This window comes from Streptomyces sp. SID5469 (assembly GCF_009862865.1).
Lineage (GTDB): Bacteria > Actinomycetota > Actinomycetes > Streptomycetales > Streptomycetaceae > Streptomyces > Streptomyces avermitilis.
Genome location: NZ_WWIN01000001.1, coordinates 2,504,771 through 2,519,730, shown reverse-complemented (window position 1 = coordinate 2,519,730; position 14,960 = coordinate 2,504,771). Strand labels below are relative to the sequence as shown.

Here is a 14,960-nt window from a genome sequence, read left to right as displayed (position 1 = left end):
CATGGGAACCACGGGTACGCCCACCAAAATCACGCAGGGCACCAAGTCCAAGGGCGGCATCGGCGAGTCCACGCTCCGTCCGGACGGCACCCTCAAGGTCACCGGCGAGTTCGCGTACTCGTCCGACATGTGGCACGAGGACATGCTCTGGGGCCAGATCCTGCGTTCCACGGTCGCGCACGCCGAGATCGTGTCGATCGACACCTCCGAGGCCCTCGCGCAGCCCGGCGTCTACGCCGTCATGACGTACGACGACCTGCCGACCGACGTGAAGAACTACGGTCTGGAGATCCAGGACACCCCGGTCCTCGCCCACGGCAAGGTGCGCCACCACGGAGAGCCGGTCGCGATCGTCGCCGCCGACCACCCGGAGACCGCGCGCCGCGCCGCCGCCAAGATCAAGGTGGAATACCGCGAACTGCCGGTCATCACGGACGAGGCGTCCGCGACGGCGCCCGACGCGATCCTGGTCCACGAGGGCCGCACCGACCACCACATCGGCCATGTCTCGCACCCGAACATCGTGCACCGCCAGCCGATCGTCCGCGGCAACGCCGAAGAGGCCGCCAAGAAGGCCGACTTCATCGTCCGGGGCGAGTACACCTTCGGCATGCAGGACCAGGCCTTCCTCGGACCGGAGTCCGGCCTCGCCGTGCCCGCAGAGGACGGTGGCGTCGACCTCTACGTCGCCACCCAGTGGCTGCACTCCGACCTGCGCCAGATCGCGCCGGTCCTCGGCCTGCCCGAGGACAAGGTCCGTATGACGCTCTCCGGTGTCGGCGGCGCCTTCGGCGGCCGCGAGGACCTGTCGATGCAGATCCACGCCTGCCTGCTGGCGCTGCGCACCGGCAAGCCGGTCAAGATCGTCTATAACCGGTTCGAGTCCTTCTTCGGCCATGTGCACCGCCACCCGGCGAAGCTCTCCTACGAGCACGGGGCCACGCGCGACGGCAAGCTCACACATCTGAAGGCGCGCATCGTCCTTGACGGCGGCGCCTACGCGTCGGCCTCCCCGGCGGTCGTCGGCAACGCGTCCTCGCTGGGGGCGGGCCCGTACGTCATCGACGACGTCGACATCGAGGCCATCGCGCTCTACACCAACAACCCGCCGTGCGGCGCCATGCGCGGCTTCGGCGCGGTGCAGGCGTGCTTCGCGTACGAGGCCCAGATGGACAAGCTCGCCGACAAGGTGGGCATGGACCGGGTCGAGTTCCGTCAGCTGAACGCGATGGAGCAGGGCACGCTCCTGCCGACCGGACAGCCGGTCGACTCCCCGGCGCCGGTCGCCGAACTCCTGCGCCGCGTCAAGGCGATGCCGCTGCCGCCCGAGCGTCAGTGGGAGAGCAGCGAGGGCGCCGACGTGCGGCAGCTGCCGGGCGGTCTGTCCAACACCACGCACGGCGAAGGCGTCGTACGCGGTGTCGGCTACGCGGTCGGCATCAAGAACGTCGGCTTCTCCGAAGGGTTCGACGACTACTCGACCGCCAAGGTGCGGATGGAGGTGGTCGGTGGCGAGCCGGTCGCCACCGTGCACACCGCGATGGCGGAGGTCGGCCAGGGCGGTGTCACCGTCCACGCGCAGATCGCCCGCACCGAGCTGGGCGTCACACAGGTGACGATCCAGCCGGCCGACACCCAGGTGGGCAGCGCCGGTTCGACATCCGCGTCGCGTCAGACGTACGTCACCGGCGGCGCCGTCAAGAACTCCTGCGAGCTGGTCCGCGAGAAGGTCCTGGAGCTGGGCCGCCGCAAGTTCGGTACGTACCACCCCGCCTGGGCGACCGCCGAGCTGCTCCTGGAGGGCGGCAAGGTCGTCACCGACGCGGGCGAGGTCCTCGCCGGCCTCGTGGACGTACTCGGCGACGAGTCCGTCGAGGTCGAGGCCGAGTGGCGGCACCGCCCGACCGAGGCCTTCGACCTGCGGACCGGACAGGGCTTCGGCCACGTCCAGTACTCGTTCGCCGCGCACCGTGCGGTGGTCGAGGTCGACACCGAGCTGGGTCTGGTGAAGGTCATCGAACTGGCCTGCGCCCAGGACGTCGGCAAGGCGCTCAACCCGCTGTCCGTCATCGGCCAGATCCAGGGTGGTACGACCCAGGGCCTGGGCATGGCGGTCATGGAGGAGATCATCGTCGACCCGAAGACGGCGAAGGTCAGGAACCCCTCCTTCACGGACTACCTGATCCCCACCATCCTCGACACGCCGACCATCCCGGTCGACGTGCTCGAACTCGCCGACGACCACGCTCCCTACGGGCTGCGCGGCATCGGCGAGGCCCCGACCCTGTCGTCGACCCCGGCCGTCCTCGCGGCGATCCGGAACGCGACGGGTCTGGAACTCAACCGGACGCCCGTACGGCCGGAGCACCTGACCGGTAAGTAACGAGCGCTCCCGGGGGGACTTCGTCCCCCCGACAGCCCCCTTGTTCGTCTCGGGCCGTCCCCCGGGTCGTGCACCTTCCCAAATCCCGCAGCCGCAACGGCGGTTGACCTCAGCCATCAGGGTGGCTGACGCGGGTGCCCCTGTGAACCTTGGGAGATGGCACCATGACCCAGCAATCAGTGGAGCCCAGGAGCGTCGCCGACGACGCGGGTGCGGGAACCCGCGTCCCGGCCGGCCGGTCCTGGCTCGATCGGTACTTTCACATATCCCGGCGTGGCTCGACGGTCGCGCGCGAGGTGCGCGGTGGCGTCACCACCTTCATGGCGATGGCGTACATCCTGCTCCTCAACCCCCTGATCCTGTCCGGCAAGGACGCGGCGGGGAACACGCTCGGCCAGCAGGCCCTGATCACCGCGACCGCGTTTGCGGCGGCCTGCACCACGCTTCTGATGGGTTTCGCCGGCCGGGTGCCGCTCGCCCTGGCCGCCGGCCTCTCCGTCTCCGGTGTGCTCTCCTCGCAGGTCGTGCCCCAGATGACCTGGCCGCAGGCCATGGGCATGTGCGTGATCTACGGCGTCGTGATCATGCTCCTGGTGTTCACCGGCCTGCGCGAGATGATCATGAACGCGATCCCGCTGGCGCTGAAGCACGCGATCACCATGGGTATCGGCCTGTTCGTCGCGCTGATCGGCTTCTACAAGGCCGGCTTCGTGCACCAGGGCAAGGCGACCCCGGTCACCCTCGGCCCGACCGGTGAACTCGCCGGCTGGCCGGTCCTGCTCTTCGCCGCGACCCTGCTTCTCATCTTCATGCTCCAGGCCCGGGGCGTGCCCGGCGCCATCCTCATCGGCATCGTCTCCGGCACGGTCCTCGCCGTCGTCCTGAACGCCCTCGGCGTCATCGACCCCAGGCAGTGGGCGAGCGGCGCACCCGAACTGCACGGCGGCGCGGTCTCGATGCCCGACTTCTCGATCTTCGGCAAGGTCGAGTTCGGGGGCTGGGACCAGGTCGGCGCGATGACGGTCGGCATGATCGTCTTCACCCTGGTCCTCGCCGGCTTCTTCGACGCGATGGCCACCATCATCGGCGTCGGCACCGAGGCCGGGCTCGCCGACGACCAGGGCCGGATGCCGGGCCTGTCCAAGGCGCTGTTCATCGACGGCGCGGGCGGTGCGATCGGCGGCGTCGCGGGCGCCTCCGGCCAGACGGTCTTCGTCGAGTCCGCGACCGGGGTCGGCGAGGGCGCCCGTACCGGCCTCTCGTCCGTGGTCACCGGCCTGTTCTTCGCGGCCTGCCTGTTCTTCACCCCGCTGACGGCGATCGTCCCGGGTGAGGTCGCCGCCGCCGCGCTGGTCGTCATCGGAGCCATGATGATGATGAACGCCCGGCATGTGGACTGGTCCGACCGCGGCACCGCGATCCCGGTCTTCCTGACCGTCGTGATCATGCCGTTCACGTACTCCATCACCGCCGGCGTGGCGGCCGGGGTCCTCAGTTACGTCGCCATCAAGGCCGCCCAGCGCAAGGCCAGGGAGATCGGGGCGTTCATGTGGGGCCTGACGGTGATCTTCCTCGTCTACTTCGCCCTCAACCCGATAGAGAGCTGGCTGGGCGTCCACTAGACGCCCGTCGGGAAACGTCGGGAAACGTCGGGGAAAGCCCCCACCGCAACCGCAGTCAAAGGAGACCGAGAGATGCTGGACATCGCCGAAGAGCTGCACCGGTGGGTCGAGCGGGGACGCGACTTCGCCGTGGCCACCGTGGTGGCCGTCGGCGGCAGCGCACCCCGCCAGCCCGGCGCCGCCCTCGCGGTGGACGCCGACGGCACGGCGATCGGCTCGGTCTCCGGCGGCTGCGTGGAGGGCGCCGTGTACGAGCTGTGCCGGCAGGCGCTCGAGGACGGCGAAACCGTCCTGGAGCGCTTCGGGTACAGCGACACGGACGCTTTCGCCGTCGGACTGACCTGCGGCGGCGTCATCGACATCCTCGTCACACCGGTCCGGGCGGCCGATCCCGCCCGGCCGGTGTACGCGGCCGCGCTGGCCGCCGCGGCGCACGGGGAGGCGGCGGCCGTGGCACGGATCGTCACCGGCCCCGCGGAGCTGCTGGGACGCGCGCTGCTGGTCCGCCCCGAAGGCTCGTACGAGGGCGGCTTCGGCGCCCACCCCGAACTGGACCGCACGGTGGCGGGGGAGGCCGGCGCCTTCCTGGACGCGGGCCGCACCGGCACGCTGGAGACGGGAGAGCAGGGCGCTCGCTGCGGAGCACCGCTCACGGTCCTCGTCGAATCCTCCGTCCCGCCACCGCGCATGATCGTCTTCGGTGCGATCGACTTCGCGTCGGCGCTGGTCCGCATCGGCAGGTTTCTGAACTACCACGTGACGGTGTGCGACGCCCGCCCCGTCTTCGCGACACGTACGCGCTTCCCGGAGGCCGACGATATCGTCGTCGAGTGGCCGCACACATACCTGGAGCGCACCCAGGTGGACGGCCGGACGGTCCTGTGCGTCCTGACCCACGACGCCAAGTTCGACGTACCGCTGCTGAAGCTGGCGCTGCGCCTCCCGGTCGCGTACGTCGGCGCGATGGGATCCCGCCGCACCCACCTGGACCGCAACGACCGCCTGCGCGCCGTCGGCGTCACGGAACTGGAACTGGCACGGCTGCGCTCGCCCATCGGCCTGGACCTCGGTGCCCGTACGCCGGAGGAGACCGCCCTGTCCATCGCCGCGGAGATCGTCGCGGGCCGTCGCGGCGGCAGCGGGGTCTCCCTGACCGGCGCCCACACCCCGATCCACCACGACGCCGCGTCGAGCATGGCGGGGCGGATCGGGTCGGTGGCCTGAGCGGTGGCTCAGGAGGCCGCTGCGTCTCGGGTGGAGGCCTCTGGCGTATCCGGCCGGGGGGCTCGCGGCTGGGCGGGCTTGCGTGCCAGCAGGTATGCCTGTGGGGTTTTCTCCCAGCTCGCGTCGGCTTCCCGCACCAGCCGGGCGACCTCGACGAAACCGGCCTCGCGCAACAACTCGGAGATCCGCTCGGGCGGGAAGCGGTAGACGTCCAGGGACAGATCGTGGCCGTAGGCGTGCTCCAGGTGGACGCACTCGTCGCCCGCCTTGAAGGCGATGAGGAGATGTCCGCCGGGAGCGAGCACCCGATGGAACTCCGCGAAGACAGGCGGCAGTTCCGGCTGCGGGGTGTGGACGAGCGAATACCAGGCGAGGGCTCCGGCGAGTGAGCCGTCGTCGAGGTCGAGTCCGGTCATCGACCCGACGTCGAACCGCAGTTCCGGGTAGGTCTGCCGGGCCACCGCGACCATCTCCGGTGACAGATCGATCCCGAAGGCATCCAGCCCGAGCGACTTCAGATGGACGGTCACCCGCCCGGGCCCGCAGCCCAGGTCGCCGACGGGCCCTCCGCCCTCGGCGACCACCCGCTCGGCGAACGCTCCCAGCATGGCCCGGTCGAAGGGCAGGTGCGCCAGATGGTTCCTGAGCAGCCTGTCGTAATCGACTGCGACGGCGTCGTACGACGTCCGGGTGGTGTGCAGGTGAGAGGTCTCGGTCATGGAGCGCGACTGTAGACCGGCGGTCTGACAACCCGGCTGCGACCGCAGGACCGTCCTCGCCGGACCGTGAGGCGCCGTTCGGGACCCGCACAACGGTCGCGGGTCCCGGTGATCTACGCTTTCGCCCGGTCGACGGCGAGCGTGCGGTGGCCGAGGCCGGTGAGGGCGTAGGTTCGGTCCGGGGTTCTCACGAGGCCGGGCCGGGCCGCAGTAGCCCGTCCACCGCCCGGCCGAACATCCGTCGGGCCACCGCGCCCAGGGGCCTGTCGAAGGCGTGCGGCAGCCCTCGCACGCTCAGATCCTCCCGCCACACCACCCGCGAGGCTCCGTCACCGTAGGGATGCACCTCGATCTCGGCCCAACCCGTGACGAAGCCGCCCCTCTTCGCCAGTCGGCACAGGGCCGGGGCGCCCGCCCCCGGCGGCTGCCAGGCGACGACCTCCATCGGGTCGTCGAAGGCGAGCGGGCCGATTCCTGAGCGGGCCACGAAGAGCGTCCCGACGCGGGTCGGCGGCGGCGTGGCGACGGTGACCCGGGTCAGCGGGACCACGGCCGCGTGGCGTTCCCAGTCCGTGAGCCGGTGCCAGGCCTGATCGACGGAAACCGGCGCGACGCGTTCGAGGAGGAAGAGGACCACGGAGTGATCGTAGGCGCATCACCGAGGACTCCCCCGACCCCTGAATGTATGAACCGACTGAGCGACAAATGATGACATCCCACTACCATTCCCTCGGGGGAGCAATCCGCCCGTCCCTCTCAGGGAAAGTTGGTCGTCATGCCGTTGAAGACCTATGGCGTACTGATCGCACGCGCGGTCGACGTCCGTCGCGAGGGTTCCACCGACACGCCGCACTACCAGGTCCATCTGACGGACGATCAAGGCACGCACTACCGCGCCTCGGTCAACGTCAAGTCCCAGGAGCGGCCCTCCGAGCTGCTCTACCTGGTCGACGAGGACTTCCGTCACCCCATCACGGCCCGTCTGGAGGGCCTCGTGAGCGGGTGGAGCAAGCTGCCGTCGGGGCCGGGCGGACCCAATCTCGACTTCGTCCGCGGCAATCTCTTCGACCCGTCGAAGATGCGCACGCTTCCGCCGGAGGTGGAGGGCCCCGACAACGACCTCGCCGACATCCTCGACCACTACGTACGCCGGGCGGTGGAGGATCCGGCCGCGCGGATGTACGTCTTCGGGGAGCGCTGGGGACCCGAGGCCGAGCTCCGGGACAAGGTCTTCGACTTCCTGCCCGGCAACGGCGTCCACGACATCCATATGAACCAGGGCAACAGCCGTCGCTTCGAGGGCGACGACGGAGTCTGGCAGGACGGCGGGCTGCTGATCCACTTCCCGGCCCAGTCGCGCTGGGTCGGCGTGTTCCTCGCCTTCCAGAGCCAGAAGTGGCACACGGACGACGCCACCGGCCACGCCCTCGATGTCGCCGGGCCCCGCCCCGAGCCCGGGTTGCAGCCGGTGCGTCTCGTGGCGGCCCTGGTCAATCCGCCCGGCCCGGCCCCCGAGACGGAGAGCGTCACGCTCATCAACGCCTCGCCCGCCCCGGTCGACCTCACCGGCTGGCGCCTCGTCGATCGCCTGGGACACGGCGGCCCGGTGCCGCCCGGCCCGCTCGCGGCGGGCGCCACCCTGAGCGCACCCCTCTCCGACGGAGCCCAACTGGGCAACCATGGCGGCGAGATCACCCTGCTGGACGCCGACGGCCTCAAGGTGCACGGCGTCTCGTACACCGCCGAGCAGGCCGCGCACGAGGGGTGGACGGTGGTGTTCTGACCCGGGCCCGGACGGGCCGCGCCCTGCCCGTCCGGGAATGGCCTACCGCCCCGCACACCTGTACGGCACCATGGGGCCGACCCGCATCCGTGGCCGGAGGGCGCCCCCCGTGGACCTCGAACTGCACGGCAGGCTCGACGAGTTGCAGCGCGACCCCTACCCGCACTACGCGCGGGCGCGGCGGTTCACCGCCCTCGAGCACGTCCCCGAGCTGGACGCCTGGCTGGTGGCGCGGGACGCGGACGTACGGGAGGTGCTGCGCAGGCCCGACGACTTCTCCTCGGCCAACGCACTGCGGCCCGATGTCATGCCCGCGCCCGCCGCCCTCGCCGTGCTCGGCGGAGGGTTCGGCGGGCGTCCGGTCGTGGTGACCGCGGACGGCGCCCGCCATCAGGAGCTGCGGGCGCCGATCGTGCGCGGTCTCTCGCCCGCGCGCGTCGCCGCCGTGCTGCCGTACGCCGCGGAGCGCGCCACCGCCCTCGTCGACAGGTTCCTGAGCGGCGCGGAGAGCGGCCGCGTCGAGCTGATGGCCGCCTATGCCCGCCGGCTGCCCGGTGACGTCATCGGCAGAATCGTCGGCCTCGACCCCGCCGACGTGCCGGCCGTCGTGTACGGCGGGCACCGCGCCGAAGAGCTCCTCTTCCGTCCGCTGACGGAGGACGAGCAGGTGGTTGCCGCGCAGGACGTGGTCGCCATGCAGCATCTCCTCGATGCCTTCGTACGCGACCGCCGTGCCGATCCGCGCGAGGACCTGGCCTCCGAGATCATCGCCTCCGTGGCGCCGGGAGACGGTGAGCTGACGCTCGATCAGCGGCACGACATCGTGGCGCATCTGCAGAACCTGCTCCTCGCCGGGCACCTGACCACGACCGCCCTGATCGGCACGACGGTACTGAACCTGCTGCGGCACCCGCGGCAGTGGGAGCTGCTGTGCGCGGAGCCCGAGCGCATTCCCGCGGCCATCGAGGAGGCCGCCCGCTACGACAGCGCGCTCCAGGGCTTCCGTCGTGTCACCACCCGGCCGGTCACGCTCGCCGGAACCGAACTCCCGGCGGGAGCATCGGTGTTCGTGGCCTTCGGCGGGGCGAACCGCGACGGGGGACGGCATCCGCGGCCCGACGAGTTCGACATCACCCGCACCCCGCGCCGCCATCTCGCCTTCGGCTTCGGCGTGCACGGCTGCCCCGGCGCGCAGCTCGCCCGCGAGCAACTGCGGCTCACACTGGAGCAGTTGACGCGCCGCCTGCCGGGCTTGCGGCCGGCCGACGACCGGCCCGTGACCATGCGCCCCACCCTGATCCACCGCTCACCGCGGAGTCTGCACCTGGTCTGGTGAGCGCCGCGCGGGGTATCCCCGTGGCCCGGCCGTCCGTCAGGGCCGGTAGACGGTCCCCGGCTCGGCCTTGCCGGGCGCCAGCAGCTGCGGCACGGTGACGAAGACGTACCCGCGTTCCTTCAGTGCGTCGATGATGCCGGGCACGGCCGGGACCGTACCCGGGTAGATGTCGTGGAGCAGGATGATCCCGTCACGGCTCGACTGGGCCAGCACGCGCTTCTGGATGAGCTTGGGGTCGTCGGTCGTGTAGTCCTTGGCGGTCACGCTCCACAGCACCTCGGAGATCCCCAGCTCCCGGCAGATCTTGTGCACCGTCGCGTTCGTACGACCCTGCGGCGGCCGCATCAGGGTCGGTTGCCGCCCGGTGAGCCGCTCTATGTCCTTGTTCGGCCGTTCCAGTTCCGCGCGTATCTCCGCCGGCTTGAGCCGGGTGAGGATCTTGTGGTCCCAGGTGTGGCTGGCCACCTCGTGGTCCTCGTCGGCCATGCGCTTGACCAGCTCGGGATACTTCTCGATGTGCCGCTTGCCGAGCAGGAAGAAGGTGGCGGGCACCTTCTTCTCCTTGAGGATGTCGAGCAGCCGCGCGGAGTTCTCGCTGGGCCCGGCGTCGAAGGTCAGCGCGATGCACTTGGTCTGCCGGCAGTCCACGGTCCCGAGTCGGGCCGCGGCCCCGGCGGCATGTGCCCGGGCGGCACTGGGCGCGGTGGTCTCGAGCGAGGAGCAGCCCGCCAGGGGGAGGGCGAGGGAGACGACAGCCGCACAAACTGCGGCCGCACGGAACCTGGTCCCCGGTCTTTTCATCTTCTTGGTCAGAGAAGGCATAGCTCGCAATGTACATGACAGCTATACATGTGGTGTATAGCGGGGGGTGGATGGCAGGGGCGTGCGATCGGGAGCAGGCGGGGCCGGTGTCCGACGTACTGCCTCGATGTCCGGCGTACTGCCCCGGTGTTGGCGTACTGCCCCGGCGTACTGCCTCGGTGTTGGCGTACTGCCCCGGCGTACTGCCTCGGTGTTGGCGTACTGCCCCGATGTCGTCCCCCGTCCGAGGGACGGCGTTCTGGCTCTCCAGAGGGACGATCACGTCCGGCGCCCATTGCGATAATGGCCGGCGTGGACCGTGCGACTGCCTGGCGTGACACCTGGAGCACGACGCGGCACCGTGGCGTCGAACTTCCGCATGCGCGCGGCGTGTTCTCGGTGCTGCTCGGACTCCTCGCGGTCGTGGAATCGCTGGCCGAATTCGTCGTGGGGCACGGATCGATCCCGCGGATGTTCGCCGAGTCCGCCACGACGGGCGTCCGCGACGGCGGCGTCGCGGGTGTGCAACTCGCCATGGTGGTCGGCCTGTTGTGTCTGTTCACCGCACTGCCGTTGGCTCTGCTGCGCCCCCTGCCGGCCGGCGTCACCGTCACGGCCGCGAGTTTCGGATCGCTCGTGATCTTCCAGACGCTGACACTCGCGGGCTTCGCCGCCCAGTGCGTCGCCCAGTACCGGCTCGGCCGCAGCGGTCACCCGGTCGCGGCCGTGCTGCTCGGCGCCCCCTTCCTCGCCCTGGCACTGCCCGCGTCCCAGGACACCGACTTCCGCACACGGGTGGTCCTGCTCGCGGCGCTCGCGCCGGTGGCCGCACTCGTCGGACTGGTCCGGCGGACCGGTGAACACCAGCGGGAACACACGGCAGTCCAGCAGGTCATGGCCGGCACCCAGTGGGAGAACGCCGCACGCGGGGAGCGCGCCCGGACCGTCCGTGAGCTCCACGACGTCGTCGGCCACCACATCTCCATGATCGCCGTGCGGGCCGAGACGGCCCGGGTGGCCACCCCCGGCATGCCCGCCGTGGGCGCCGACAGGCTGCTCGGCATCGGGGACACCGCCCGCGCGGCCCTCACCGAGATGCGCCGGCTGCTCGGCGTACTCCGGGAGGACACGGAGCCCGTGACCGGCGGCGAGCGTCGACCGCAGCCGGACCTGCGCCGGCTGGGCGAACTGCTCGACGAGGCCCGCGAGGCGTCCGGATCGACGTCGGTCCGCCTCATCCTGTCCGGCTCCCCGCGCACACTGGAACCCGGCCTCGAACTCGCCGCGTACCGCATAGTCCAGGAGTCCCTCACCAACGCCCGCAAGCACGCGCCGGGCGCCGCCGTCGACGTCGAGCTCATCTACACCGAGGACGCCCTGCGCATGCGTATCCGCGACAACGGACCCGGGCCGCCCCACACCGAGCGGGCCGACGGACACGGCCTGCTCGGCATGCGGGAGCGGGCCGCGGCCGTCGGCGGACAGATCCGCACAGGCTCGACGGCCGTCGGGGGATTCGTCGTCGACGCCCGTTTCCCCGCCGTGCGCGAAAGGGTGGCGGGCGGCGGGCGGGGGCGGCGGTGGTGTGCGGCGGTGTGCGGTGTGAGGTGAAGTGTGAGACCTGCGGATCCGTCACTCGCACTTGTGCCCCGCTGGTCGCGGTGCGGCGGCCGCGGACAGGGCCGTCACGCCCCCGCATTCCGTACCCGGCTGAACGGCATGACCGCCTCGGCGAGTTGCCGCTGCAACGGCTCGGGCAGCGGGGCTCCCTGGACCGTGTTCACCAGGTCCTCGGCTATCTGGTGCAGTTTGGTGTTGGTGTGCTGGGACACCGTGACCAGCACGGTCCAGGCGTCCTCGGCGCTCAGACCGAAGGACGCCATCAGTACACCGCGGGCCAGATCGATCACGGGCCGGGTCTGCATGGCGCGCCGCAGCTGACCGACTTCGATGCGCAGGTCGACCACTGTTCCGTCGATTGTCCCGTCGGTTTCCAGGTCGGTTCCGTCTCTGCCCCGGCCGGTCCCGTCGATGTGGTCGACTCGGCTCGGGTCGTGCGGTTCCGGTGGAAGCGGGTTCCGGCCCTTGGCGCGCGTGCCGGGGCCGGCCGTGACGTCGAACAGTGACAGTGTGCCGGTGATCGTGAGCAGCTTTCCGGTCGCCGGGCCGGTGGCCTGGACGGCGAGTGTCTTGCCATGTGCCAGAGCATGCCGACGCATGCGCAGCAGGACGTTGAGCCCGGCGCAGTCGCAGAAGCCGACGGCGCCGAGATCGAGGTTCACGCCGCTGACCGAATGGTCGAGAGCTTCGCGCAGAGCCCGTTGCAGGATCGCTTCGGTGTCGACGTCGATGTCGCCGTACGCCACGACAACCTGCCGGTCGCCGGCCGGATGTACCTCGACCTTCAGCCAAGGGCAGGGGGCAGCGTCATCCATGCCCCCCGACAGCTGGGAAAGCTCTTGCTCTGACATGGCGGCCGCTCCTGAGGCATCCAGTCGTCTCCGCGTCCAGACTCACCCTCTGGTGTCTCACCCGTCAAGAGATACATGAAACGAATTTCACCCTTTGGTTTACGCGAATGGAGCGTCCTATCCTGGCGGCATGGGTGACGTACCTGAGACACATACAGGCTGGACATTTCTGACCAATCACGCTCGCGTGCTGTCTGCGATCGCCGAGGATCCCACCGTGCGTATTCGCGATATCGCCGCGCACTGCAGACTCACCGAGCGGGCGGTCCAGAAGATCATTTCCGATCTGGAGCAGGGCGGCTATCTCACCCACACCCGGCAGGGACGTTCCAATACGTACCGCATTCAGCCGGGCACTTTCCTGCGGCACCCGGCGGACAACGGCTCGACCGTGGCGGACCTGCTGTCCCTCCTCGCCCAGCATGACAGCCGGCGGGACGGTCAGCCGCAGCAGGCGTAAGCGGCCGGCCCCGGCGGGCTCGAACGGCATGCCGCGACTGCTGGCCGTACCTGTGGCGAGCCCGCCACACCGTCGACCCGGTTCGCCTGACGCGGCTCGTTCGTGTCTGCGAAACAACCGTCATGGAGTACCTGTCCGCCGCGCACCCCGATCGGCGCGCCGATCCGGTTCAGGCCTGGACCGGGTGTGGGCCGCCGGGTGTGGGCCGCCGGGTGTGGGCCGCAGCAGGCAAGGGCGGGCGCTCGCGCTGGCGCGGGCGACTTGGATCTGCTGCCCGGCGCCGTGCCCCTGATCGGCTGACTGTCGTCGATCAGCTGGTTGCCGTCAATGCTGCGCGCGCGGTGGTGAGGATTTCCTCGGAGAGTGGGGGTCTTTGGTGGCTCGGGCCGGGATGAGTGCGCCGAGCATGGTGCACAGACGGGTGATGCCGTCCCGGTCCTCGACGGTGAGCCATTCGGCGAAGTCGCTCACTCCCTCGGTGGTGTCGATCAGTGCCTGCTGGGCGGCGTCGCGCTGCCCGGCATGCTGCTCGAGTCCGTCATTGCGGAGCCGGGCGAGTTCGTCGAACGCGTGGGCGGTGGCTTCGCCGATGAGGGCCTCCTTGGAAGTGAACTGCTTGTAGAAGCCGCCGTGGGTCGGGCCGGACGCCTTCATGAGGTCGGCGACGCTGACGCGGGTGCCTTGCTCCCGGAACAGTCGGGACGCGGTTTCCACGACCCGCCGGCCCGCACCAGTGGCCTGACGCCGAAGGCATGGCGGCTGGCTCCCGGTGGCCGAGCCGCTCTTGAGGCCCGCGGCAGGCAGAAGCCGCGTCGGCGGATGTCCGCCGCATCGGCGAGGGGCTCCAAGGGGCCGGAGCAAACACCACAAAGTGTCCCGCCCTGGGAGAAGCCCAGGATGAACAGCGATCCCGTCCCTTCGCGGACGAGGAACGGAGACGACGATGAAGACCTTCATGATCGAGCGGTACGGCGACAAAGCCGGCGTCCGCGCCGGTGAGATGCCGGACCCGCAGGTGGGCGCCGACGACATCCTGGTCCAGATCCACGCGGCGAGCGTCAACCCGCTGGACCTCAGGCTCCGCGACGGGGACTTCAAGGCGTTCCTGCCGTACCGTCTCCCGCTCATCCTGGGCAACGACCTCGCCGGGGTGGTGGTCCAAGTGGGATCGGCCGTCACGCGGTTCGCGGTGGGCGACGAGGTCTACGCGCGGCCCGACAAGGATCGCATCGGTACGTTCGCCGAACTCATCGCCGTCCACCAGGACGACGTGGCGGCCAAACCGGCCACGCTCACCATGGAGGAGGCCGCGTCCCTACCCCTGGTGGCCCTGACCTCGTGGCAGGCGCTGGTCGAGCGGGCACGCGTGATGCCAGGTCAGAAGGTCCTCATCCACGCGGGCTCCGGCGGCGTCGGCACCATCGCCGTCCAGCTGGCGAAGCAGCTGGGCGCGCACGTGGCCACCACCGCGAGCACGGCCAAGGCCGACCTGATGAAGGAGCTCGGCGCGGACGTCGTCGTCGACTACAAGAAGCAGGCTTTCGAGACGGTCCTTCACGGCTACGACGTCGTCCTGGACACCCTCGGCGGCGAGACGCTCGAGAAGTCCCTTCAGGTACTCAAGCCCGGCGGGAAGGTCATCAGCATCGCAGGCCCTCCCGACCCGGCCTTCGCCCGCGAGCTGGGCGCGAAGCCAATCCTGCGACTGGCGATGAGCGCGCTGAGCTTCAGGACCCGGCGCCGCGCCAAGCGCCGCAACGTGACGTACTCGTTCCTGTTCATGAAGGCCAGCGGCGACCAGCTGCGCGAACTCACGCCGCTCATCGACACCGGGAAGATCCGTCCCGTCGTCGACCGTGTCTTCCCTTTCGCGGAGACCCGACAGGCCATGGAGTACGTCGAGAAGGGCCGCGCGAAGGCCGGAAAGGTCGTCGTCGCGATGACGTGAGGACAGGCCCTCGCCGGGACGACCGGCGAAGACCCCCTCGGGCAACGAGGAGACCCGCAGCCCCACCTACCGCCAGGGCCAGGTCGTGAGCGCCGCGTCGAGTGATCACCTTCGACGGCTTCTGTCCGCCCAGGGTTCCCGGTGTACTACTGCGGTACGGCCGCCCGTCCGGTCCGAGCAGCGTGCACGTACGTCGGCCGTGCCGCTGTTCCG

The 14,960-nt window shown here is 70.3% G+C and carries 12 protein-coding genes and 1 pseudogene; 8 read left to right on the top strand and 5 right to left on the bottom strand.

The genetic code is table 11. The annotated features are described in order from the left end of the window. The first annotated feature begins 1 nt into the window (after position 1). The 3 genes from GTY58_RS10870 to GTY58_RS10860 all read left to right on the top strand — a co-directional run bounded on the left by GTY58_RS10870 (position 2) and on the right by GTY58_RS10860 (position 5,229). Complete coding sequence (locus tag GTY58_RS10870) at positions 2–2,383, top strand: molybdopterin cofactor-binding domain-containing protein (protein WP_010983507.1); 2,382 nt, start codon at positions 2–4, stop codon at positions 2,381–2,383. A gap of 164 nt (positions 2,384–2,547) precedes the next feature. After that, the gene (locus GTY58_RS10865; protein WP_010983506.1) at positions 2,548–4,005 is read left to right on the top strand and encodes an NCS2 family permease; all 1,458 of its coding nucleotides are present in this window, start codon (positions 2,548–2,550) and stop codon (positions 4,003–4,005) included. Positions 4,006–4,077: 72 nt separating this feature from the next. Further along, positions 4,078–5,229, top strand: a complete 1,152-nt coding sequence (locus GTY58_RS10860; protein WP_010983505.1) for an XdhC/CoxI family protein — start codon at positions 4,078–4,080, stop codon at positions 5,227–5,229. Positions 5,230–5,237: 8 nt separating this feature from the next. Here the strand turns inward: GTY58_RS10860 and GTY58_RS10855 are convergent, their stop codons facing one another. Together GTY58_RS10855 and GTY58_RS10850 are read right to left on the bottom strand one after the other, a co-directional pair. Then, entirely contained in the window at positions 5,238–5,948 is a 711-nt protein-coding gene (locus GTY58_RS10855) for a class I SAM-dependent methyltransferase (protein ID WP_010983504.1), read from the bottom strand. A 187-nt stretch (positions 5,949–6,135) separates the two neighbouring features. After that, positions 6,136–6,585: an SRPBCC family protein gene (locus GTY58_RS10850; protein WP_010983503.1), complete on the bottom strand. Its 450-nt coding sequence runs from the start codon at positions 6,583–6,585 to the stop codon at positions 6,136–6,138. Between the two features lie 138 nt (positions 6,586–6,723). Here GTY58_RS10850 and GTY58_RS10845 point away from each other — a divergent pair, with 138 nt between their 5' ends. Together GTY58_RS10845 and GTY58_RS10840 are read left to right on the top strand one after the other, a co-directional pair. Then, positions 6,724–7,731 carry a DUF2278 family protein gene (locus GTY58_RS10845; protein WP_010983502.1) on the top strand — a complete coding sequence of 336 codons (1,008 nt, stop codon included), beginning with the start codon at positions 6,724–6,726 and terminating at the stop codon, positions 7,729–7,731. A gap of 109 nt (positions 7,732–7,840) precedes the next feature. Next, positions 7,841–9,067, top strand: a complete 1,227-nt coding sequence (locus GTY58_RS10840) for a cytochrome P450 (protein ID WP_010983501.1) — start codon at positions 7,841–7,843, stop codon at positions 9,065–9,067. A 36-nt stretch (positions 9,068–9,103) separates the two neighbouring features. Here the strand turns inward: GTY58_RS10840 and GTY58_RS10835 are convergent, their stop codons facing one another. Next, positions 9,104–9,889: a polysaccharide deacetylase family protein gene (locus tag GTY58_RS10835; RefSeq protein ID WP_062804689.1), complete on the bottom strand. Its 786-nt coding sequence runs from the start codon at positions 9,887–9,889 to the stop codon at positions 9,104–9,106. Between the two features lie 291 nt (positions 9,890–10,180). On the opposite strand from GTY58_RS10835, the gene GTY58_RS10830 reads away from it, so the two are divergent. Beyond that, positions 10,181–11,479 (top strand): histidine kinase, encoded by a 1,299-nt coding sequence (locus GTY58_RS10830; RefSeq protein ID WP_010983499.1) that lies wholly within the window; start codon positions 10,181–10,183, stop codon positions 11,477–11,479. 74 nt (positions 11,480–11,553) lie between these two features. Here the strand turns inward: GTY58_RS10830 and GTY58_RS10825 are convergent, their stop codons facing one another. Beyond that, positions 11,554–12,339 carry an ANTAR domain-containing protein gene (locus GTY58_RS10825; RefSeq protein WP_010983498.1) on the bottom strand — a complete coding sequence of 262 codons (786 nt, stop codon included), beginning with the start codon at positions 12,337–12,339 and terminating at the stop codon, positions 11,554–11,556. Between the two features lie 130 nt (positions 12,340–12,469). On the opposite strand from GTY58_RS10825, the gene GTY58_RS10820 reads away from it, so the two are divergent. Further along, positions 12,470–12,799 carry a helix-turn-helix domain-containing protein gene (locus tag GTY58_RS10820; protein ID WP_010983497.1) on the top strand — a complete coding sequence of 110 codons (330 nt, stop codon included), beginning with the start codon at positions 12,470–12,472 and terminating at the stop codon, positions 12,797–12,799. A 310-nt stretch (positions 12,800–13,109) separates the two neighbouring features. On the opposite strand, the pseudogene GTY58_RS10815 reads toward GTY58_RS10820, so the two are convergent. Further along, positions 13,110–13,513, bottom strand: a pseudogene (locus GTY58_RS10815) (helix-turn-helix domain-containing protein). Between the two features lie 229 nt (positions 13,514–13,742). On the opposite strand from GTY58_RS10815, the gene GTY58_RS10810 reads away from it, so the two are divergent. Further along, a complete protein-coding gene (locus GTY58_RS10810) occupies positions 13,743–14,747 on the top strand; it encodes an NADP-dependent oxidoreductase (RefSeq protein ID WP_010983495.1) in 1,005 nt (334 codons plus the stop codon). Positions 14,748–14,960 lie beyond the last annotated feature (213 nt).